Source organism: Planococcus koreensis, assembly GCF_004761975.1.
GTDB lineage: Bacteria > Bacillota > Bacilli > Bacillales_A > Planococcaceae > Planococcus > Planococcus koreensis.
The window spans coordinates 22,870-45,589 of the sequence record NZ_RQII01000049.1 but is presented as its reverse complement, the minus strand read 5'-3'; the positions used below and the strand labels follow the sequence as shown (position 1 = coordinate 45,589).

Below are 22,720 nucleotides of genomic sequence, written 5' to 3'. Positions count from 1 at the left end.
GCGAACTACGCATCGCGCTTGATACCGTTTTAACGGAGCATGCATTCTTAGCAGTAGAAGCAATGAGAAAAGGCGTTGACGGAGCAGAAGACTTCGACCAAGCATCTGGAGCATTATTGGCAAACGCTGACGATTTGAAAGCGGCAGTCGCTTCTGTATACGGTGAAGAAGGCGCAGCTCAATTCGACGAGATCTGGAAATCGCATATCGGCTATTTCGTGGATTATGTAACAGCAACAGCGAATGACGACCAAGCTGGAAAAGACCAGGCTTTGGCTGAACTTGAAGAATACAAGAAAACACAATCTGAATTCTTCGATACAGCAACTGAAGGCCGTTTGCCAGCAGCAGCTGTAAATGAAGGCTTGGATATGCACGTTGACCAATTGATCAAATCGTTTGACGCTTACGTTGCGGGAGACTTTGAAACTTCATACGCTCTTGAGCGCGAGTCAATCCAGCACATGAGCATGTTCGCTGAAACATTGTCAATCGCGATCACTGACCAATTTGCTGATAAATTCGAAAACACAAACCCGGATACACCGGCAATCGATCTGCGCGCTACGTTGAACACAACGTTCACTGAGCATGCTGGATTAGCAGTAATGGCAATGCAAGACGGCGCTGACGGTGCTGAAAGCTTCGACCAGGCATCAGCTGCACTTTTGGCAAATGCTGATGACTTGACTGCTGCAGTAACATCCGTTTACGGCGAAGAAGCTGGCGCAGCATTCGATGAAACGTGGAAATCACACATCGGTTACTTCGTGGATTACGTAGTAGCAACAGGTGAAGGCAACGCTGAAGGACAAGAAAAAGCAAAAGCTGAACTTGACGAGTACATCGTTGAACAAGCAGCACTTCTTGATGGCGCAACTGAAGGCCGCGTACCGGCTGCAGCACTTGAAGAAGGTTTGACTGCACACGTCAGCCAATTGCTTGCATCATTCGATTCTTATGTAGCTGGCGACTATGACGCAGCATATAGCTCTATGCGTGAAGCTTACGCTCACATGACAATGCCTGCAGCTGGTCTATCAGCAGCAATCGTTGACCAATTCCCAGAGCAGTTCGGTGAAGCAGCAATGCCATCTGAAATGCCTAAAACAGGAATGGGCGGCACTGAGTCATCAACATTACCATTCATGTGGATCCTTGCAGGATTAATGCTTGCTGGATTGACAACTACAATCGCATTGCGCACACGCAACCAACAATAAGAATAACAATCAATAGAATTGTATTAATAAAGCTAGCCTTAATTGGCTAGCTTTATTATACGTTTCTCATGTTTTAGTTTATGACGCAACTTTTAGCTTCTTATATTTGGTATTCAATTCATTCCATCCTATTAGAGACTGGAGCCATGTTTTATGAAAGATTTAAGCAAAGACACCCAAAACGCTATATTGGAAGCAATGTTGAACGGCAGCAGGGTGGCCACGGTCGTTACCGATCCCCAACAAGCTGACAATCCGATTATCTACATGAATCAAACATTTGAAAGTTTGACCGGATATGCGGAGGAAGACATTATTGGGAACAACTGCCGTTTTCTGCAAGGGCCAGGAACGAGCCCCGAAGCGATCCAACAAATTAGGGACAGTATTGCCAATAAAGTACAGACGACTGTAACGCTGAAAAACTACCGCAAAGATGGAACAGCATTTTGGAATCGCTTGAATATTGAACCAGTCGTTGTGGAAGGGAAATTGTATTTTATCGGCACTCAGACCGATATCACAAAGGAAGTGGATCAGCGCCTTTTACTGGATGAAAAAGAAGAAGAAATCAACCAATTGCTTCTTCCGATTATTCCAATCCATCTCGATTTGGGAGCAGTAGCATTGGTCGGCAAAATGGATGAGAAGCGCTTCAATATCCTGACATCCAAGTTGAGCGAATTTGTGCAAGAGACGGGGACGCATCACGTCATCATCGATACAACAGGCATCATTTGGGAAGTTAATTTTCTATATGAAAAATTAGTCGTCATCCAAGATGTATTGCGCCTCATGGGCAGCAAGCTTTACATTACCGGCATCAATTCGAAAACGGCTGTCCAAATCGCAAGCGAAAGAAGCGCGGATCAAACCCTGCTCACTTTTTCGACAATCCAGCAAGTGATAAGACAATTGAATGACAGCGTGGGCATACCGCTGCAAACCCGTCTGATGCCATTCCGATAAATAGGGATAAACCCGCAAGTGAGAATGTGCAGGGGGAAGATATAGCAATTAATGTGTGACTTGTAGATGAAAAGAAAATTGCCGGAAACAATTTCAAATCATATTTTGCCCCAGAAGCCGATGGAAATGGAAGCATCATTTCATGAGCTCTGCAATTGCGTGAATCTATTCGGGGTTCAGCATTCGTGAACAAAGAAGAGATTGCCAATAAATAATTAAATAATCCAGTGAAACAAATGAACCCCTGCAGAAAGAAAATTTCTGAAGGGGTTTTCTCATTTTATGGAAAGGTTTGGCTCTTATTCCAAAGCAAAAGGTAGGCACCCGTTTGCAAACAGGCACATGCCTTCATCAAATATTATGATACCGCTGTTTTCGGATTCATTCCGTATTCGTTCGAAGAAGGTTCGCTGTCTTTGACAGTGAAAACCAATAAGATAATTGCTCCAACAAGCGGAATCAAAGTAATGAGAACCCACCAGCCGCTTTTGCCGATGTCATGAAGGCGGCGGACAGTTAAGGATAAACCCGGGATGATAATTAAAAGAGAGAAGAGAGTGCTAAGAATTCCCGCGCCTTCTGCAAGTTCAAGTCCGGCCACGGCACCAATTACTGTCAATGCGATTTCCCATATCAAGTGTTAGCACCGTCTGCTAAGGGAACAGGATGAATAGAAGGTATAAGGAGGAATTTTTTGTTTAACATCGCAAAAGTGGCTGCGCCTTCTGCCGCCTTGCTCGGGGTCATATTGCTCATCGCGAACGTAGAGGAAACGTACGACTTGGGCATCATACCTTATGCGCTGATCGTTGGCGGCATCTGCGTGCTGATGTTACTGGCGCTTTCCGGCAACAAGCAGCAAAGCCCATTATGCCGCATCGGTTTCCATAACTTCATAGAAGTGGGGCAGGACAGCGGAGATATGCCTTTGTACATTTACAGGTGCGAGCGGTGCAGGCTGGAGAAGAAAGTCATCAAGGCAATATAAACGAAAAACTGCAGGACCGCCGGTTTCCCGGGATCCTGCAGTTTTTAATTTCTTCATGTCTATTCTGCTTTATCCGCATCCTTGAGCCGGTCTAGCATCGTGATCGTTTCGGCTAAATGGTTATTGAAAATTTTCTTGGCCACATCCAATAATTCAATGATCAGTGGGTCCCGCAAAGAGTAAATCACACGGTTTCCTTCTTTGATGCCGGTGACGATGTTTTTCGCCCTTAAAACGGTCAGTTGCTGAGATACTGTAGAACCTTCTGTTTCAACCAATTGCTGAATTTCATTTACACTTTTATCCCCCTCAGCCAAAATCTCCAGAATTCGAATCCGAAGCGGATGGGCAAGAGCCTTGAAAAATTCTGCTTTGAAACGCTGCATTTCCATATCCAAAATAGTTTTCTTCCTTTCTAAAACTGCTCCAGGATTTTTTCGTTTTTACCTGATTTCGCTGTATCGATTTCGATTCCAGCCGAAAGCGCCCTACATTCCTTGAAGGCAAAATGCTGGCACCCCAGGCATTTATTTTTATCGAGCTGTTCTAAAGCGAAGTTGATCGCTTCTCCCGTATGCTCAAAGAAATGGTCTTCTCCAGTATAGTCATACAGCCCTGTTTTTTTCATAACATTTATCGGATGCGGTTTCATGCCGGAAATTAAGACCATCCCGTGTTTTGAAAAATCTTTGATGATGCTGGACAAATACGCTTCACCCGTTGTATCCATAAAAGGGACTTTCCCCATTCTCAATAAAAGCACTTTCGGTTTGTAATGGATTGTCTTCATGATCGTTTGCTCAAAGGCTTGGGCAGAACCAAAGAATAATGGCCCTTCCACATTATAGATGCTTATTTGCGGGCAGTCGTGGATGTCGGTAACCATATGGGTTCCTACTTTTTCGTCTTTATGGTTTGGATCCGGCAAGGCTTTCGCTGTGACGAGCAGCTCGCTCATTTGTTTGGTGAACAAAATGACTGCGAACAATAATCCGACTTCTACCGCAACCGTCAGGCTCACAAAGACGGTCAATAAAAACGTCGCAACGAGAACCAGGGAATCCGCTGTTTTCGTTTTTAAGAGATTGATGAATACATGCCTTTCACTCATATTCCAGGCGACGACCATCAATACCGGTGCCATGCTGGCCAAAGGGATCGCCGAAGCGTAAGGGGCGAAAAGGAGCAGCACCAAGAAAACGACAACTCCATGGATCATGCCGGAAAAGGGGGACACTGCTCCGTTTTTAATATTCGTGGCTGTCCGGGCAATTGCACCGGTAGCCGGAATTCCGCCGAATAACGGTGTAACCATATTGGCAATGCCTTGGCCGATCAGTTCTCTATTGCTGTTATGCTTGCTGTTGGTCATGCCGTCAGCCACAACCGCAGATAAGAGCGATTCAATTCCGCCGAGCATGGCAATGACAAAAGCAGGGCCGATCAGCAGCCCGATGCGTTCTAAAGTGATTTCGGGAAAACGGAATTCCGGGAGGGTGTTTGGAATTTCCCCAAAGGCCGAACCGATTGTCGCCACTTCAGCCGGGAAAAAAACAGTTGCTGCGATAGTTGAAACCAATAAGCCGATTAACGGGCCAGGCACTTTCGGAACAAGCTTTGGTGTCAGTAAGATCGCAATCAGGCAGATGACAGCGGTTAACACGCTGTAAAAATTAACGGTTTCTATGTGAAGCGCGATTTCTTTTACATTCAATAGAAAAGATTCATGCTTTTCTATGCCGCTCAACCCTAGGAAATTCGCAATTTGGCCGACAAAAATAATCACTGCGATTCCAGAGGTGAAGCCGATTGTGACGGGGCGTGGTATATATTTGATCAATGAACCCAGTTTGAAAATACCCATAAGAAACAAAAGAATGCCGGCTAAAAATCCAGCGAGCAATAAACTTTCATAGCCGTATGTGAGGACAATGGAAAATAAGATGGGGATAAAGGCTCCGGTCGGGCCGCCAATTTGAAATTTGGATCCGCCGAATACCGAAATGAGAATACCGGCAATGAGTGTCGTGTAGATGCCGTATTCCGGATTGACTCCCGAAGCAATGGCGAAGGCCATCCCTAATGGAATCGCGATGACTCCCACCACTAATCCGGATAAAAGGTCTTTTTTAAAGCTTTGAAATGAATAGTCTGCGTATCTTCCAGTGAAAAACGACTTCTTCTCCATACAAAGACCTTCTCTTTTGTTTTATAGTATATCTGATTATTTGAATATTATGTAACAAGAATATATACCTTCTGAAAATAAAAGTCAAAGTTGCAGGCTGAAGAAGAAAGTAAAAAAGGTGATTTAAAACAAAAACTGCAGGAGTTCCAGGTTTTGAGATTTTCTCGCAACCCTTTTGTTCCTTGACTTAATTTCCTCTTAGCAAGAAATCTTTAATTTAAATACCATGAAAACTTCAGATAAATTATTAATAATTACTGAAAATTGCAAATAATTAAAATTAGGACTACTATGTATTCAAAGTTATGGAAACGAAACAAAGTCATCGGTCTTTATGAACAGTCAAAAATCTATAGTGAATAGTTGATGGTAAAATATCCCGAATGAAGGGTGAGTAGAAATGATATTATCTACTTTCAAGAAGCTTTTGATAGGACGGCCCTTAAAATCCAACGTGCTAGGTGAGCAAAAATTAAACAAAAAGAAGGCATTGGCTATCTTGTCGTCTGATGCTTTATCTTCGGTAGCATATGGGCCGGAACAGATTTTGATTGTTTTGATCACCGTCAGTGCTACTGCATTCTGGTATTCAATCCCGATTGCCCTAGGTGTTTTGTTTTTACTGACGGCACTTATCTTATCGTATCGGCAGATTATTTTTGCCTATCCCCATGGCGGCGGTGCATACATTGTCTCAAAGCAAAATTTAGGCGTTAATCCTGGGCTGCTTGCTGGGGGCTCTCTTCTCGTGGATTATATCTTAACGGTCGCTGTAAGCGTAACGGCGGGGACGGATGCGATAACTTCTGCGTTCCCCAGCTTGCATGACTATAACGTGCTTATTGCGATTGTTTTCGTTGTCTTTTTGACGCTGCTGAATCTAAGGGGAGTTACGGAATCTGCATCGATTCTTGCCTATCCGGTTTACTTATTTGTATTGGCGTTGTTTATCTTGATGGGGGTCGGTTTTTACAATATCATCACTGGGACCGTCCCACCTGAATTGCATCCACAAATCGGTACACCGGTGGCTGGAATCAGTTTGTTCATCCTTTTGCGGGCGTTTGCTTCAGGTAGTTCTGCATTGACCGGGGTGGAAGCTATTTCCAATGCAATTCCAAATTTTAAAGAACCTTCTTCTTTGAATGCAGCAAAAACCCTTACTGCCATGGGGATTTTATTGGCTATTCTATTTTCCGGCATCGTTTTCTTAGCATATTATTACGGGATTGCGCCTTTAGCGGAAGAGACCGTCGTTTCGCAGATCGCCGAGCAAACTTTCGGACGCAATTTTATGTACTTTTTTATACAAGGAACCACAGCGTTGATCCTGATTCTCGCTGCGAATACCGGTTACTCGGCGTTTCCTTTGCTGGCAGTCAATCTAGCGACGGATAGCTTTATTCCACGCATGTTTACAGTCAGAGGGGATCGGTTGGGTTATTCAAATGGCATCGTAATTCTCGGTATATCCTCAATCCTTTTAATCATTGCGTTTGGCGGACATACAGAACAATTGATACCGCTTTATGCGGTCGGTGTTTTTATTCCATTTACTTTATCGCAATCCGGAATGATCGTGAAATGGCTGCGTGAAAAGCCGAAGGGCTGGCAAGTGAAATTAGTGATCAACACCACCGGGGCACTGATCAGCTTATTGGTTACTCTGGTGTTCTTTTTGACCAAGTTTGCACAAGTATGGCCTGTGTTGATATTTCTTCCGATCATTATGTATATATTCCACCGGATCAAACGCCATTACACAGATGTCGCAGAACAATTAAAGATCGGTGTACCTGGCGCGGCCATTCAGATAAAAGGCAATGTCATTATTATACCAGTGGCTGGAATTACGCAAGTGGTGGAACAAACGATTGTATATGCGAAATCGCTCGGTGCAGACCAGATTTTTGCAGTTTATGTTCCGTTTGAAAGAGAGGACGAAAAGGATTTTGAAGAAAAATGGGAAAAATGGCATCCAGATATTCGCCTTGTCACCCTGTTTTCACAGTATCGAAGTATTCTCCAGCCCCTGCTGAAATTTATCGATACAGTGACTTGGAAAGCAAAAGAGTCGGATTATCAAGTGACAGTCGTCATTCCGCAATTCATTCCCAAAAAAGGGTGGCATAATTTTCTGCACAATCAATCGGGGCTATTGATACGCACCAACTTGCTTTACCGGAAAAACGTCATCGTCACAACGGTTCCTTACCGGTTGAAGAAATAAGAAAGGCACAAAAAAGCAAAAATATAAGGGCAGCCAAGAATTTCTCAGCTGCCCTTCGTTTATGCAGTTTCTTGTTTATTGCTGTGCTTCTGTTTTCTCGGACTCGTTCAAGTCCACATCAACCGCTGTAACAAAATAGCGCTTGTTGGGATCCTGTTCAATCTCGATATTCTTGCGGTCGAACAATGATACCGTGGCGATCTTTTTGCTTTCGCCTGTTTCGATGTCTTCCTCGTAGACGCGGTAGCCGATAATGGCGTCATCGCGCACTGCGTGCCAAGACAGGTTGAATGAAGTCGCTTCGACGTTTGTCGGCGCTTCAGGCGCTTTCTGAATGACAGCCGAATCGGAAACAAGTTCAGCGGAAACGACAAGGCGCTCTTCGTGCGAGCCGATCGACCGGTTAAAGTCGCCGGTACACGTGATCAAGTTGATCATGCGCTTGTCTGAAGGGCCGAATATTTCTTCAATCGGCGCTTCATCGGTTTCGTAGCTGACTTTTTCTTTGATTTCGAAAACCATTTTACGGCCATCTTTGTCTGTCACTGTCACTTGTTCACCGATTTTCACATTCTGCAATTCGTAGAAGACGGCAGGGCCGGTCAAGCTGTCGACATGTCCGGCAAGAACGGAATGGCCTTTGGCACCGGTCTTGTAGCCGGGCTCGAACCATCCGACCTGATCGACGTCTTCAGGAACGCCCATCTCGCCGTTTTCCAGGATGCCGGTTGGTTCGATCGCTGTGTCGACGCCGATGGACGGAATTTCAATTCGTGCAGGTTCCATGCCGCGGATGCTTTCTTGGCGCTCACGCTGCAAGGCTTCCAGCTTCTCGCGTTGGGCAGGAAGGATGGGAAACTCTGCGATTTTATCCGTCTTTTCTGCCGATACGGTTTTGGTCTCCGCCGCAAGCTCGGACGGAGGTTCAGCTTCAGTGACGGGCTTTGAGTTATCTTCGTACGGTTTCATGATAAAGAACAGGATCGCAGAGAGAAGCAATGCGATGCCCATTGGAGCATAGGTCTTCATAGTCCATCCTCCCTTTCCATAGGAATAGAGGGAACGCGTGGCTCCCTCAAGAGTTTATTGCTGTTTCGTTCTTTGACGATACGTGATAGTTCCAGCTGCAACGAGCAGCAGCATACTTGAAGCGACCCACAGCATCATTGAGTTGGATTCGGTTGCTGTGCCGCCAAAGCCTGTTTTCGGCATTTTTTCGGGTGCTGTGTTTTGGAATTCTTCAGGGAATTGATCGACAACTGCGCCGCTCAATCCTTTGCCGATATCAAACATGATCGCATAACCTTCACGGTATGTGTTGTATGAAGCTTCATAATCACCAGCTACGTATTGCTCAAATGTGCCAATGACGGATTCTTCATGAGCTGCTACACCGGCGATTGTTTCATCAAGCGGCATGCGGTCTTCGGTTGCTGTACTAAGGAACGTACCCAAGTCAGTGGCAAATGTGCCAGTCAACGCTTCTTTTGCTTCGTCAATGCCTGCTTGGTCTTGTGATGCTGCCGCACCTGACAATGCACCTTGTGCGGAAATGTGTTCGTTGTTCCAGATTTGTGCAAATTGGGTGGCAGCTTCTTCACCGTAAAGGGAAGCGATGGCTGCACGGAATTCTTCGGTGTTCTGGTCTTGGGCCCAATCCGCGAAATCGAAATCTGCGGAACCGTTAAAGCCTTTTGTCAGGCTCAATTGTGCCAAAGCGAAATGTTCAGCTGCAATGCGGTTGACGGTTGAACGGAAGTCGCCTGCCGCTGTGTTCGGGTCGGAGAATTGATCAGGGAACTGCGTGGAGATCGCCCCGCTGATGGCACTGCCTGCGCCAAAAATCTGTTTGAAGCCTTCAAGGTACGTTGTGTAAGACTCCACGTAATCCCCGGCTACATAAAGGTCGAATGTGTTTTGGACGAAATCTTCATGCTGGCGAAGTGCGTCTACTGCGCCTTCTTCAGGCAAATTGCCTTCAGTTGCTGTGGCCAGGAACGCACCCATGTCGTCAACGAACGATTGGATCTGCTCTAATGCTTCCTCTTCCATCGCTTCGTCGCCATCTTTGATCGCTTGGGCGTATTCAGTGGTGCCCATGTTGTGCTCCGCGAAAATTTCTTCGAAAGCCGCGCCGCCTTCTTCACCGTAGACAGAAGCAATCACCGGCTCCATGTCAGCGGCATTTTCAGCTAATGCAGCGGCTGCTGCTTCTGCGCCTTTGTCGCCGTCATAGGTTTTCATCATCGAATCAACTGCCAGCGCATAATGCTCAGACAATAACGAATCCAATGTTGCCCGCAGTTCAACGCCTGTCGTATCCGTTTTCGGCATTTCATCTGCGAATGCCGTTCCCATTCCTGGGATCAATAATGCTGCACCAAGGACCGGGGCCAATACTTTTCTCCATTTCATAAAAACACTCCTTTTGTTTGATTGTCATATCGACCTAACGCAATTGCTAAAGAAATAGATCACTTTTTCGGCTGGAAAATAAAAAAAGATTAGAAAACGTGAAAGATGTGAATCTATATATAAGGAAGCAATATTTTCAAGGGGAAAAAGTGATCTAAACCGTGTGTTTTCACGTTTGGTTTATAGAATTCGAACAAAAACTTCTTCTCCCCAAATTGCAGTTTTTTGAGTTAGGCAATGCATCTGCAGCAAGCATTGTAGTATGCTTAAAGGACGAAATATGAAAAAAGGGGTACATGGATGGAGAATAGCTCAGACTTTATGCTTTACCGGCTGATTCAGGACAAGGACAAAGACGCACTCGAACAATTGTATGATCGCTACGAAAAAATCCTTTTCTCATTTTTGCTGAAGATGACGGAAGATCGTGCACTGGCGGAAGAAGCCATGCAGGAAGTCTTCATCAAAATTTGGCGGGGTACTGGGGAATACGATGAAAGCAAAGGCAAGTTCACTTCTTGGCTGTTTACAATGTCGCGGAATTCCGCGATTGATTTGATACGAAAACGCAAAAAACCGACAGTGCCGCTCGATGAAATCAACGATATGGCGGACGGAGACTCTTCGGTGGAACAAAAGGCCGAATGGCAGGAACAAAAAGACCAGATTCAAACCGCAGTAGAGCGCTTGTCTGCGGAACAGCAGAAAATGATCCAGCTCTTTTACTTTAAGGGGCATACCCATGAGGCAATTGCGGAAATCTGCGATTTGCCGCTGGGTACAGTGAAAAGCAGGATCCGGCTGGCGCTCGGCAAATTGAAAAAATCATTGCACGGTGTGCAGGAAGGGGGAGCCATTGATGACTAAGATGAATTGTGACCACGTCATCGATTATTTGAACGGTACATTTACAGAAGAAGAAATGCGTGAATTCCAACTGCATTTGAACAGCTGCGAAGACTGCCGCGAACTTGTCGAAGCAGTAGGCGAACTCCCTTACCTGGCTGAAGCGGCAGAACCGCCGGCAGGCATGAAAGCCCGCATCCTGGCAAATGTCTTTGACGAAAGCCATCAACAGGAACCGGTCAAAGAGGAAACCATCAAAGCTCAAGAACCATCCATAGAAGCCGCACAGCCGGCAGCAAAGCCGGCACCGAAAGTAGTGCCAATGGTGAAGCCGCCGAAAGAACGGATTTGGTGGCGTCCAATGATCGCCGCGGTGCTGCTAGTGTCATTGCTCGGCAACGCCTATGCGTTAATGCAATTGTCGGACGATGACGGCGACGGCGGCGCGCAAACAGAAGCGGCGTTCCAGTCGATTGACTTGCAAGCAAGCGAAAGCTTCGGCGGCACTGCAAAAGCAGCGCTTGTCCGCGAAGGCGATTCGCTCGAAGTAGTTGTTCAGGGCGAAGGGCTGCAGGCGTTGTCTGGCAGTGAAGTCTACCAGATTTGGCTATTGAAAGACGGGCAGCCGATACCGGCAGGTGCATTCGAAGCGGATGCAGGAGGCCAAGGCGCAGCGTTTTACCAACTTGAACAGAATACAGAAGAATGGGATACAATCGCGATCACGCTTGAACCAGAAGCGGGCAACGAATTGCCGGAAGGTGAAATCGTGCTCAGCGCTGGTCTATAGGCAGATGAAGAGCAAGGAAGTTCTCGGTCTTACAACGAGCCTTCCTTGTTTTTTTGTGGGCAAAAAGAGTTTTATTGCTAATGCCGGTTAAATTCCGAACAATTCATGTTAACTGCCGGCTAACACCTGTTAATTTTCAAGCAGTACCTGTTAAATCGGATGTAACGCCTGTTAAAAAAGTTTTAACGCCGGTTAACGGAAAAGCTGATGCTGCTGCGTGATTTTGCTTGATATGATATCGAGAGATCTCTTAGCTGAGACGCGTCAAAGGACTAGACGCAGCCATGATACGAGTGTTTTTCTCAGCTCATGGCGGGAGTCTTGTCCAAAGCGACCGAAGCGGCATATAAATGGCCGCTTCATGAGCTCAATTTATATAGAAACTGCACAAAATTGATGTGCCATTATCCCTTTACAGATTCGAGAGTGATTTTTATGACTGCCGCTAACCGTTTAATACAAATATCGATCGCCGTGAGCATCCTGTTCTACTTGACGATTTTTATCGATGAGCGAGTGGGTTTTTCGGATTTCAGCGATCCAGCGTTCTTGATGACGCATGTCGTTCTGGAAATGACGAGCATCTTTATCGCTATATCCATTGCCGTCCAAGGCTGGCTGTTCACCCGCATCGGAGACAATTACAAGCAGCTGATTTTCTCAAGCTTGTTTTTTGCGGTCGGTATTTTTGATATCCTGCACATTCTGACAGTCGCAGGTATGCCGGGCTCGTTGATGGTGGAGCCGTCGGTAACTGGCTGGTTCTGGTCGGTGGCCCGGATCACGGAGACCATTTTGTTCATCATCCTCATGGTGGAGCTGGATTCGCCGCTTAAACTCCGGGGATTGAAGTCGATGGCTGCGGTGCTGTCGATCTTTTACGTAACGTCAATCTCCATTTTCATCCTGCTGCTGCAAAGTGAACTGCCGATGCTGGTTGTGGACCGCAGGCCGACTTTGCTGTTCAACGCAGGGATGGCGCTGTCGACAATTGTCCATCTTGGCATTCTGCTGTATTTGCTGTCGCTCGAGAAGAAAGGGAAGACAAATTCCATCGAAGTCGGCTTTATTGCGCCGGCTTCCATTTTCCTGCTGTTTTCGACTTTGGTTTATTCGTTCACCGCTATCACCGATTGGAGTGCGACGGTTTCGCATGTCTTCAAAGTGGCGGGCTACGGATTTTTATTCGTGCTGATTTTTGTGCGCTACGGGCAGCGGCCGTTCAAGGAAGTTGAGGAAATTTCCAATACGTACGAGCGGTTCCTGAATTCCGTCGGCGAAGGCATTTACGGCATTGATTTTCAAGGCAAGGTCACTTTCGTCAACGATTCGGCGGTGGAAATGCTCGGCTTCCGCCGCGATGAACTCGTAGGCAGGTCCAGCCACCCAATCATCCACCATACGAAGACGGACGGAAGCCCTTATTTTATGGAGGAATGCCCGATTTGCCTGGCCGTCGAAACGAACGATTATTCGTTCGTGACCGATGAGGTGTTCTGGCGCAAAGACGGCACGAATTTTCCGGTGGAATACTTTACACAGCCGCTTGTCAGCGAAGGGGCAGCCGGGACAATGGTGACGTTCAAGGACGTGACGGAAAGCGAGAAGCTGAAGCGCCTTGAAATCCAGCATCAAAACATTCAATACGAAGTGGCGCTCGCAGTCACCGTGCAGGAAGCGCTGCTGAAGTCGACGAACACTGTGCCGATGGCTTTCGATACCGGCGTTGTCAGCATCCCGTTCAAAGAGTTGAACGGCGATTTCTACACGCTTGTACCTGATGAAGAAGGGGTCTTCGTATCGATCGCCGACGTCAGCGGCAAAGGCATTCCGGCGGCCATCCAGATGACGATGATGAAATTCGCGATGGACCAGAAAGAATCGCCGCAGACCGTTTTGGCGCGGATCAATAAATTCTCGGCGCATTATATGGAACAGGCCAGTTTCATCACGATGTTTTGCAGCTATATCGACTTGGCGTCCAAAACGCTGCATTACGCTTCCGGCGGCCACGAACCGGTACTTGTCTACCAGCCGGCGGAAAAGCGTTTCCGCGAATTAAATCCGACGGGGCCGGTGCTCGGCATTTCCGAAGGCTTGAAATTCAAATCGGATTCGATTCAGCTGGCGGCAGGGGATTTAGTCGTCCTCTTTACGGACGGTTTGGTGGAACGGAAAAAGCACACGGAAGATACGAATAGGCTATTGCGTGAAGCCGTCCTCCGAGCGGATCTGTCACTCGATGCCGCGACTTTGGCGCAGGAGATTTTCGCACAAGTCAACGCTTTGGAACCGTATGCAATTGAGGATGACCAAACCTTGATCATCTTGAAAATATAAGGAGGAACATGAATGGCTTTTGCAATCGAAGATATTCTGCTGAATTTTTTCCTGATCTTGACGCCGCTGTACTTTTTCCAGTTCATCTTGTCGAATTACTCAGAACTGCATGCCAAGTTCTATTTGGGCAGCATCCTGGGGCTTTCGGCAATTTTGTGCATGGCTTTTCCAATCGTCTCGGGGGATGGCTTTGTCTGGGACCTGCGGTGGATTGCCCTCTTGGTGTCGCTGCTTTACGGCGGGCTGCTGAGCGGCGGCATCACCGCGACGATGATCGTCGTTTACCGTTTCGCAATCGGCGGCATGCTGGGTTCGCTCAACGTTTTGCTGGTGGCCGTCTTCATCTTGCTGCTGTTCTTCTTTTTGCGGCGCCATTTCATCCAGCAGCCTTTTCCGAATAAACTCAAAAGAGGAATCGGTTTCAGCGTTTTGACGTGGCTCATCGTGGTCAGTGCCATCACTGTACATTTTTATATGACTGGCGCAGCGGAGTGGTTGTGGCATAATAGCTTGCCGATTTTCGGGACGATGCTGCTTTTGTATGTATTGTCGACAGGCCTGTATGTCTACTTCTCAGAATCGATCAGGTTTTATTCGACATTGAAAGACCAGGCGCTGAAAACAGAAAAGTTGAATTACGTTACCGAAATCAATGATTTGCTGTCGCTGGAACTTGCGCAGGGGCTCGAGAAATCCGTTAAGCAGCTGGAACCGCTTGTCAGTTCGGACGACCCGGGCGTCAGGGGCCATTCCCGGGCGGCGGTGCTGGAAATCAGCAAACTGAAAGCCGCTGTCGCGGAGCATTTCACGAGCGCGGAAACAGAGGGGCAGCCAACCATCATTTCCTTGGAGGAAATGATGGAAGATGTGCTGCTCACCTTAAATCCTTATATTGAACAAAAAGGCATTGAAACGGCTTTTGACATCGATCCGCAGCTCATTCTGAAAAAAGACATGCTGCGCGTCAAACAGATTTTGCTGAACGTCACGAAAAATGCAATTGACGCCACATCCCGCGGCGGCAAAGTCCAGATCGCCACGTTGATGAAAAGGCATCATCTCTTCATCTACATTGAAGATACCGGCATCGGCATCGCGCCTGAACAGCTGGCTTCCTTACTGGATTTCAACAGCGATGCCAAAAACACCATCATCGGCCGGGGATTGAAAGTCACCCAGCAGCTGATCCGGGAAATGGACGGCGCCATCTCGTTTTCCAGCCAGATTGGCAAAGGCACGACGGTGAGTTTGAAGCTGCCTTCTCAGATCATCGGGCAATAAAAAGCAGGAAGAACATGCAGCCATCCATAGGGCTTGAGAAGAAGGTTCTCCCGTTAACATGATCTAAATCAGCGTTAACATGATCTAGCGGGACGTTAACATGAAGTGTGAGAGTATCAACATGACCTAGAAAGCAGTTAACATGAACTGTTCGGACTTTAACCGGCACTAGCAAAAAAGCGCCGCTCCACGACCCAAGCCCGAAAATGCCATATCCGCCGCGGCAGAATGTCTGCACCCATAAGAAAACCGGAGTCCCTTGGTAGGGGCTCCGGTTTTTTGCGTTTATTCGTAGACAGGTAAAGCCTTTGGCTGGTAGCGCACCAATATCATGTCGCGTTTTTCGGTGGAAGTGATTGTTAATGTGTCGTAGATGGCGTCGATTGTTTCGTGCAGTTCGTCGAGCGAATCCGCAGTGATATTGAAGCGGCCGAACATCGGCGAATAAGAGCCGGTGTGCTCGACAACATCGCCTGCATGCCTGCAGCCTACGAACGACAATACTTGCGGCATCGCCAGCACTTTCTCCAAGCCGCTCACTTTAGCGATGATGCCGTTGTCCAGCAGGATTGGCAAATTGCAGGACGGCCGTGGAATATAGCTGTCATCAAATGACGAGATGTCGTATTTGTCGATCGGTTCGCCAAGCGCATGATCAAGCATCATTTCAAGCAAATTGATGCCGGTCTGCTGTTCCACAATTGTGTAATGCTGCGAGCCGCTGATGCGGAAGCCCATTTCATAGATGAAGAATTCCCCTTCTTCGTAGAGTGCCTGAATCATCAGAACGCCGTTTTGAATGCCCATGCCTTTCAGCATGTCACGGATTTGCGGATCCACTTTTTCGAGATACAGTTCTTTGTGCATCGACGGGAAAGCCACAGCAATAGGCAGCGGCGGTAATTCCTTGAATTGCTGATGAACGTGGCGGTCCGTTACCGCGGATAGAAAAACATCGCCGTTTTGTACAGTGTAATACATCATGGTTCCGTAAGGAGTGTCGATAAAGCGTTCGATGATGACGTTGCCGGATTTGGAATAGTCCAGCGCTTTTTCATAGCCGGATTTGAGCTCTTCTGGGGTATAGCAAATGGTGATGCCTTGGCTGGCGTAGCTGTCGACCGGCTTGATGATGACGGGGAAGGTGAGCTTGGCAATGTCTTCGTCCTGGAGCTTTGCATCAATTACATATTCTTCGGAAACCGGCACGCCAAACTTTCGGCAATGTTCTTTGAACTGATCCTTATTCGAACAGATTTCCAGCTGTTCTTCGGTCGCGTAATAAGGGAGTCCCAGTTTCTCGCATAAAGCCAGGGCATTCCATGTATTCAAGTCATCAAAGCCATTGAAGACACCATCGATTTGTTCATGCCTCGCCATTTCAGCGAGCCGGTCAATTTCAGAGGTGCTGATATCATAAGATTTATCGGCCACTTTTTTGGCAGGCGATCCCGGCGCTTTGTCAGTGACGATTGTGTAATAGCCCATCCTTTTCGCTGTTTCCACCACATTGACCATGTGCGCGATGCCGCTGAGAATCAGAATTTTTTTTTGCTTTGTGCTTTTCACTTAAATACCTCCTTATGATGTGGTGAATTCAATAGTGTTCGAGCGATGGATAAATGCACATAGTTAACTTCGGAAAGGGGTTCAACTTGCCTATCCGTAAAATCAAAAATATGTCATTAAGCATGTATGTTATTGATTCGTAGTTACTATAAAGGTATCAACACCACAACTTAATGTCAATAAATAATCTGAATTATTAATTATTTGAAATAAAATTTATGTTCTGGATATTTTATTCCGCTTATGGATGCTTGCTCCATTTTTCAGAAAACTCTGCGCATTCGTGATAAAATAGAAAGCGGTATGGTTTTAATGACTAACAAAAGGGATGGGAGTGAAGGAATTGGTGGGTTGTGAAATGTTCAGAACACCGCAATTGATCGTCTATGCACGCGGCGCATTCGAGCGCACAGGCACGGAGGCGGCGTTAAGGGGGAAAAAGGCGCTCATCGTCAGCGACGGAATTATGGAAGCGCTTGGCAATGTCGGCCGCTGTGTTGAATTGCTTAAGCAGGAAAATGTGGAAAGCGAAGTTTATACTGGAGTGGAGTCGGAACCGACAGATACATATGTCGCAGAAGCTTTGGCGCTGTTCAATGAAAGTGGATGCGATTTGATCATCTCGCTCGGCGGCGGCAGCTGCATCGATACAGCGAAAGCGGTATCGGTCCTGGCGGCGAACGGCGGGTTCATCGGCGACTATATGGGCATGGCGAAAGTTGCGGAGGCAGCGCCTGTTCCGCATCTGGCCATACCGACGACTGCCGGCACGGGGTCGGAAGTGACGGACGTCACAATCATCACCAATACGGAAAACGACGTGAAGATGATGATCAAGCAGCCTGCGTTCATGCCGGCTGTGGCCATCGTCGACCCGCTGCTGTCGATGTCGTCGCCGAAAAAAGTCACTGCGGCCACCGGCGTTGACGCGCTGAGCCATGCAGTGGAAGCGTATTTATCGAAAAAGGCTCACCCGATGACCGATGTCCTCGCGATGGCTGCCATCAAACTGATTGTGCCGAATTTGCGCAAAGCTTATGCGGATTCGGAAGATACTGCGGCGCGTGAAGCGATGTCGACAGGATCAATGTATGCAGGGATGGCGTTCTCGAACGCTTCTGTCTGTCTGGTGCACGGCATGTCCCGGCCGATCGGCGCATTATTCCATGTACCGCATGGTGTTTCGAATGCCATGCTGCTGCCGGCTGTGCTGGAATTCAGCAAAGATGCGTGCGCCGGGCGTCTAGCTGATTTAGGGCGGGTCTTCGCTGGAGACACTGCGGTGCTGACAGACGAAGAGGCGGCGCAATTCGCAGTCGATGAAGTCAAACGGCTATGCCTGGATCTGGAAATTCCGAATTTGCGCGATTGGGGCATCGATGCAGACCAATTCAATCGCTCAATCGTTAAAATGGCAGGGGATGCGCTGGCCAGTGGCAGTCCCGGCAATAATCCGCGAATCCCGGACCAGCAGGAAATCGAAGAGCTGTACCGCGTTTGTTTCGATTATGAATTTACGGCAAGCGGAGCGGCAAAAGCAAAACTTTAGGAGGAAACAATTATGGACACAATGACAAAGAATAGATTGAAGAATTATATCAATGGCGAATGGGTGGAAGCAAAAACAACGAAATTTGACGAAGTACCGAATCCGGCGACGGGAGAAATCCTTGCGCAAGTGCCGCTTTCCACCTTGGACGATGTCGATGACGCAGCAAAAGCAGCGGCAGCGGCCTATAAATTATGGAGCAAAACAGCGGTTCCGCGGCGCGCACGCATTCTGTTCAAATACCAGCAGCTGCTGGTCGATCATTGGGACGAACTGGCGGAATTGATCACAGTGGAAAACGGCAAAAGCTTTGCCGAAGCCAAAGGGGAAGTGCAGCGCGGCATCGAGTGCGTCGAATTTGCAGCTGGTGCGCCTACCTTGATGATGGGCAAGCAATTGCCTGATATCGCAACGGACATCGAATCCGGCATGTACCGCTATCCTGTCGGCGTCGTCGGCGGCATCACGCCTTTTAACTTCCCGATGATGGTGCCATGCTGGATGTTCCCGCTGGCGATTGCGCTCGGCAATACATTTGTACTGAAGCCTTCAGAGAAAACGCCATTGCTTGCGAACCGCCTGGCGGAATTGTTCGAAGAAGCGGGATTGCCAAAAGGCGTCTTCAATATCGTCCACGGCGGACGCGAAGTCGTCAACAGCATTCTTGAGCACCCGGGCATCCCGGCCATTTCTTTTGTCGGTTCACAGCCGGTTGCGGAATATGTCTATAAAACAGGGACCAGCCACGGCAAACGCGTCCAGGCATTGGCCGGTGCAAAAAATCACTCGATCGTCATGCCGGATGCGCAGCTTGACCCGGCGGTTAAAGAAATCGTTTCAGCCGCTTACGGTTCTGCTGGCGAACGCTGCATGGCTTGCGCAGTCGTCATTGCGGTGGGAGACGTGGCAGACACATTGGTTGAAAAATTAATGGAAGCGGCAGATAGCATGAAAGTCGGCAACGGCATGGACGAAGGCGTCTTCCTTGGCCCGGTCATCCGCGACGAGCACAAAACGAAAACGGCTAATTATATTGAAATCGGCCAGCAGGAAGGTGCTTCACTGCTGCGTGATGGGCGCGAAGATGCCTGCATGCAAGACGGAGGCTATTTCATCGGCCCGACGATTTTCGACAACGTGACGACCGATATGCGCATTTGGAAAGAAGAGATTTTTGCGCCGGTCCTGTCAATTGTCCGTGTGGCAACTTTGGAAGAAGCGATTGAACTGACCAATAAATCCGATTTCGGCAACGGCGCTTGCCTCTTTACTGAAAGCGGGCGCAGTGTGCGCTATTTCCGCGAGAACATCGAAGTTGGCATGCTCGGCGTCAATTTGGGCGTTCCTGCTCCAATGGCGTTCTTCCCGTTCTCAGGCTGGAAAAACTCATTCTACGGAGATCTTCACGCCAACGGTTCGGACGGCGTCGAATTCTACACAAGACGAAAAATGCTGACAGCCCGCTGGAGCTGATCGGTGACATAGCGAAGCCCCCGGAAATGAATTTCCGGGGGCTTTTGCATCGTTATTTATCTATTCAGCTAGTGACATTAGAAGCGGTTGCGGTCTTTATCTTCCACATCTTCGTCAATGTCTGCTACTTCTTTGCGGACTGTTTCTTTCACATGCTCTGTATCTTGGACTTTGCGTTTACCGATGACGATTTCTTCAGCTACTACGTCTGTTTTCGTCACTTCTACACGCTCTTCCGTCAATGGCACACGGATTGTGTCGCCTTCTGTGTAAGCATCTTTGGAATCAAATGAATGATTTGTATCTGTCGAAGCCGTTGAATCGTTCACTGGGCGTCGCTCAACGTAAACTTCTTCGCGCTCAACAGGGACTTCGATTGTCTGCTCATTTTCAACAACGTGTTTGCCGACATTCACTTCACCAGTTTGCACGCGCTCTTTGTCGACATGCAAGCGTTCTTCATGAAGGCGCAATTTCTCTTCTTCACTAGCCGATGATACGCCATTTGTGTTTCCGGCCGTTAAGCCATCGTTTGTATTGCCGGCAGCAAAACCTTCACGGGAAGATGAAGTTCCGCGTTTTTCATGGAATGAATTATACGATTCGTTGTAGTCGCTGTCGACGTAAACCAGTAGTTTACCTTCTTCAAGTTGGCGGCGCGATTGTTCCGCATCTTTTTCATTTAACTTCAAGCTGTTGAAGGCATCGCCTGAAGCTTCTTCTCCTGCCAGCAAGTTGATGAATTTGCCCATGAAGCCTTCTTCTTGCTGCGGTGTGCCGTTTGCTTCTGTTGAATCCGCGTCTACATGCACATGCGTCTGGCGCTCAACCATCGCTACTTGGTCGTGGTTTTGCGCAACGACGTAAATGTCATCTTCGCTATAGCCCTGTGATTTCAATTCTGTGATTTTATTCAATACTTCTGCCTGTACGTCATATGCGCCGATCAATTTGTTTTCGTGGTTTGTCATTATGAATTCCTCCTAAGTGTGTGGTTCGATGTAGAACCTAAAAGTTAAGGTAGAGGTAGTGTACCCACCCTTTTCAGTTTTATAAACATATCAATTGGCCGCGGAAGCCGAAAAACAATAAGCAATTGGAAAATAAAATCCAGAGAATTGAAGTTTCTTCTTATAATATATATTTAATAAAATACGGAAACGGGTAATAGATAACTATTATAAAATTTCTTGGAACTGCTGGCCGCCATATCTTTATTTTTACGAAAGGAGGAGGGAATTATGGTAAGAGAAGATCGTTTAAGCAAAGAGCGCGGGGTGAATCCGTTCACCGATATTTGGCTGAGAACCCGTGAAACAGTCCGTTTCGTCATCGACCGAAAATCGGTCAAATACATCATTCTGCTTATCGTTCTGACAGGATTCGCATCCGGCCTGCTGGGGATGATGAACACCCGCAGTTCGGACATGGCACCGTGGGCGGCTATTCTTCAGGCATTGATCACCGGTCCAATCGGGAGTGCAGTGGGCTATTTTCTAGGTGCAGCTATATTGACGCTTGTAGGGCGGCTGTTCAAAGGAACGGCGACTTATCAGGAAATGTTCAAAGCGCTTCCTGCAGCGCAAATACCGCAGATTTGGCTGTTGCCGCTGCTGATCATTTGGGCGCTAGCATCACCGGAAACTTTCTTTGCAGACCGTGCTGATGTGGCGGGGAACCCGATTGTGGCAATCATGTCTATCGTGCTGGCGGTTGTCTCGGTCTGGACATTCATCATCGTCTGCAAAGCAGTAGGCGAAGCACATCGTGTCTCGTCTTGGAAAGGGTTTTTCATTGTCGTTCTGCCAGGCATCATCATTACGATATTTGTTCTTCTTATTGTCTTTGTCATTTTCGCATCGTTTTTCAATCAATTTTATTGAGAAAAGATGGAACAAACTAAATAGGATGAAATATGCTTTTTGGACTGTCTAAATTATATATAACAGGGTAATTAGTCTAAGATGAATTTATTGCATATATTGATGGTATTCTAGAGCAAGGAAGATTTTTATAGAGATAGCATTGCTTAAAGCAAGGGGGAGTTGCAAATGGCCCAGCAAGTGATTCACCGAAATAATATAAAGATATATGGAAATGGAGAAAAAACCCTGTTATTTGGACACGGTTTCGGCTGCGATCAAGAGGTGTGGAGTGGTGTAGCTCCTGCTTTTACAGAACAATACCGCGTAGTTCTTTTTGATTACGTTGGTTCTGGCCAAAGCGATAAATCGCAGTATTCGATAGAGCGCTACAACTCGCTGCACGGCTATAAGCAGGATTTGCTGGATGTCTGCGATGAGCTGCAATTGAAAAACATCCTGTTTGTCGGCCATTCAGTCAGCAGCATGATCGGTATGCTGGCGTCTATTGAGCGGCCGGAGCTTTTTGAAAAACTGGTCATGATCGGCCCATCGCCATATTATCTGAATGACGAAGACTATCAAGGTGGATTTGACCAGTCTGACATTGCTGAACTATTGGATATGATGGAAATCAATTACAAAGAATGGGCGAAGTATTTAGCGCCAGTCGTCATGCAGAACGAAGAGCGCCCCGGTTTGGCGCAGGAATTTGAACAGATACTGTGCGCAAATGATCCGGTGATCGCCCGCAAATTCGCGGAAGTGACATTTTTATCGGATGTTCGCAGTGAGCTAAGCAAAGTCCACGTTCCAACATTGATATTGCAGCCGCAATTCGATGCCATTGCTCCGCCAAATGTAAGCCAGTATGTCCACGAGCACATTGACGGCAGCCAGCTTGTCGTGATGGAGGCGATGGGCCATAATCCACATTTGAGCGACCCGGAAGAAACGGTTTATTGCATCAAAGATTTTCTAGAACAATGAGGAGTGT

19 protein-coding genes are annotated in these 22,720 nt (G+C 47.4%); 12 read left to right on the top strand and 7 right to left on the bottom strand.

Going from position 1 to position 22,720, the window contains the following annotated elements; translation table 11 throughout:
• A partial coding sequence (locus EGV91_RS11685) for a copper amine oxidase (protein WP_241666176.1) occupies positions 1–1,223 on the top strand: 1,223 nt, incomplete at its 5' end.
• 153 nt (positions 1,224–1,376) lie between these two features.
• The gene (ytvA, locus tag EGV91_RS11680) at positions 1,377–2,192 is read left to right on the top strand and encodes a YtvA family blue-light photoreceptor (RefSeq protein ID WP_135503938.1); all 816 of its coding nucleotides are present in this window, start codon (positions 1,377–1,379) and stop codon (positions 2,190–2,192) included.
• 358 nt (positions 2,193–2,550) lie between these two features.
• Here the strand turns inward: ytvA and EGV91_RS11675 are convergent, their stop codons facing one another.
• Complete coding sequence (locus EGV91_RS11675) at positions 2,551–2,829, bottom strand: DUF805 domain-containing protein (protein WP_135503936.1); 279 nt, start codon at positions 2,827–2,829, stop codon at positions 2,551–2,553.
• A 57-nt stretch (positions 2,830–2,886) separates the two neighbouring features.
• Here EGV91_RS11675 and EGV91_RS11670 point away from each other — a divergent pair, with 57 nt between their 5' ends.
• On the top strand, positions 2,887–3,180 hold the full coding sequence (locus EGV91_RS11670; protein ID WP_135503934.1) for a hypothetical protein: 294 nt from the start codon (positions 2,887–2,889) through the stop codon (positions 3,178–3,180).
• A 59-nt stretch (positions 3,181–3,239) separates the two neighbouring features.
• Here EGV91_RS11670 and EGV91_RS11665 read toward each other — a convergent pair whose 3' ends face one another.
• Together EGV91_RS11665 and EGV91_RS11660 are read right to left on the bottom strand one after the other, a co-directional pair.
• A complete protein-coding gene (locus tag EGV91_RS11665) occupies positions 3,240–3,572 on the bottom strand; it encodes an ArsR/SmtB family transcription factor (protein ID WP_421958249.1) in 333 nt (110 codons plus the stop codon).
• Between the two features lie 23 nt (positions 3,573–3,595).
• The gene (locus EGV91_RS11660) at positions 3,596–5,368 is read right to left on the bottom strand and encodes a SulP family inorganic anion transporter (protein ID WP_135503930.1); all 1,773 of its coding nucleotides are present in this window, start codon (positions 5,366–5,368) and stop codon (positions 3,596–3,598) included.
• A 400-nt stretch (positions 5,369–5,768) separates the two neighbouring features.
• On the opposite strand from EGV91_RS11660, the gene EGV91_RS11655 reads away from it, so the two are divergent.
• A complete protein-coding gene (locus EGV91_RS11655; RefSeq protein ID WP_221300902.1) occupies positions 5,769–7,598 on the top strand; it encodes an APC family permease in 1,830 nt (609 codons plus the stop codon).
• A gap of 75 nt (positions 7,599–7,673) precedes the next feature.
• On the opposite strand, the gene EGV91_RS11650 is transcribed toward EGV91_RS11655, so the two are convergent.
• Positions 7,674–8,627 (bottom strand): class F sortase, encoded by a 954-nt coding sequence (locus EGV91_RS11650; RefSeq protein ID WP_135503928.1) that lies wholly within the window; start codon positions 8,625–8,627, stop codon positions 7,674–7,676.
• 54 nt (positions 8,628–8,681) lie between these two features.
• Positions 8,682–10,013 (bottom strand): hypothetical protein, encoded by a 1,332-nt coding sequence (locus EGV91_RS11645; protein WP_135503926.1) that lies wholly within the window; start codon positions 10,011–10,013, stop codon positions 8,682–8,684.
• Positions 10,014–10,313: 300 nt separating this feature from the next.
• On the opposite strand from EGV91_RS11645, the gene EGV91_RS11640 reads away from it, so the two are divergent.
• From EGV91_RS11640 to EGV91_RS11625, 4 genes are all read left to right on the top strand, one after another.
• The gene (locus tag EGV91_RS11640; RefSeq protein ID WP_135503925.1) at positions 10,314–10,880 is read left to right on the top strand and encodes an RNA polymerase sigma factor; all 567 of its coding nucleotides are present in this window, start codon (positions 10,314–10,316) and stop codon (positions 10,878–10,880) included.
• Entirely contained in the window at positions 10,873–11,649 is a 777-nt protein-coding gene (locus tag EGV91_RS11635; protein ID WP_135503923.1) for an anti-sigma factor, read from the top strand. The genes EGV91_RS11640 and EGV91_RS11635 overlap by 8 nt, the downstream gene beginning before the upstream one ends.
• A gap of 435 nt (positions 11,650–12,084) precedes the next feature.
• Positions 12,085–13,989 carry a SpoIIE family protein phosphatase gene (locus EGV91_RS11630; protein ID WP_158290607.1) on the top strand — a complete coding sequence of 635 codons (1,905 nt, stop codon included), beginning with the start codon at positions 12,085–12,087 and terminating at the stop codon, positions 13,987–13,989.
• A 12-nt stretch (positions 13,990–14,001) separates the two neighbouring features.
• A complete protein-coding gene (locus tag EGV91_RS11625) occupies positions 14,002–15,270 on the top strand; it encodes a sensor histidine kinase (RefSeq protein WP_135503919.1) in 1,269 nt (422 codons plus the stop codon).
• A gap of 285 nt (positions 15,271–15,555) precedes the next feature.
• Here EGV91_RS11625 and EGV91_RS11620 read toward each other — a convergent pair whose 3' ends face one another.
• Positions 15,556–16,839 carry an ATP-grasp domain-containing protein gene (locus EGV91_RS11620; protein WP_135503917.1) on the bottom strand — a complete coding sequence of 428 codons (1,284 nt, stop codon included), beginning with the start codon at positions 16,837–16,839 and terminating at the stop codon, positions 15,556–15,558.
• Positions 16,840–17,197: 358 nt separating this feature from the next.
• Here EGV91_RS11620 and EGV91_RS11615 point away from each other — a divergent pair, with 358 nt between their 5' ends.
• Both EGV91_RS11615 and EGV91_RS11610 read left to right on the top strand, forming a co-directional pair.
• The gene (locus EGV91_RS11615) at positions 17,198–18,388 is read left to right on the top strand and encodes an iron-containing alcohol dehydrogenase (protein WP_175580308.1); all 1,191 of its coding nucleotides are present in this window, start codon (positions 17,198–17,200) and stop codon (positions 18,386–18,388) included.
• A 12-nt stretch (positions 18,389–18,400) separates the two neighbouring features.
• Positions 18,401–19,861 (top strand): CoA-acylating methylmalonate-semialdehyde dehydrogenase, encoded by a 1,461-nt coding sequence (locus EGV91_RS11610; protein WP_135503913.1) that lies wholly within the window; start codon positions 18,401–18,403, stop codon positions 19,859–19,861.
• A 77-nt stretch (positions 19,862–19,938) separates the two neighbouring features.
• On the opposite strand, the gene EGV91_RS11605 is transcribed toward EGV91_RS11610, so the two are convergent.
• Positions 19,939–20,832: a DUF2382 domain-containing protein gene (locus tag EGV91_RS11605; protein WP_135503911.1), complete on the bottom strand. Its 894-nt coding sequence runs from the start codon at positions 20,830–20,832 to the stop codon at positions 19,939–19,941.
• A 270-nt stretch (positions 20,833–21,102) separates the two neighbouring features.
• Here EGV91_RS11605 and EGV91_RS11600 point away from each other — a divergent pair, with 270 nt between their 5' ends.
• Complete coding sequence (locus EGV91_RS11600) at positions 21,103–21,744, top strand: Yip1 family protein (RefSeq protein ID WP_135503909.1); 642 nt, start codon at positions 21,103–21,105, stop codon at positions 21,742–21,744.
• A 168-nt stretch (positions 21,745–21,912) separates the two neighbouring features.
• Complete coding sequence (locus tag EGV91_RS11595; protein WP_135503907.1) at positions 21,913–22,713, top strand: alpha/beta fold hydrolase; 801 nt, start codon at positions 21,913–21,915, stop codon at positions 22,711–22,713.
• Positions 22,714–22,720 lie beyond the last annotated feature (7 nt).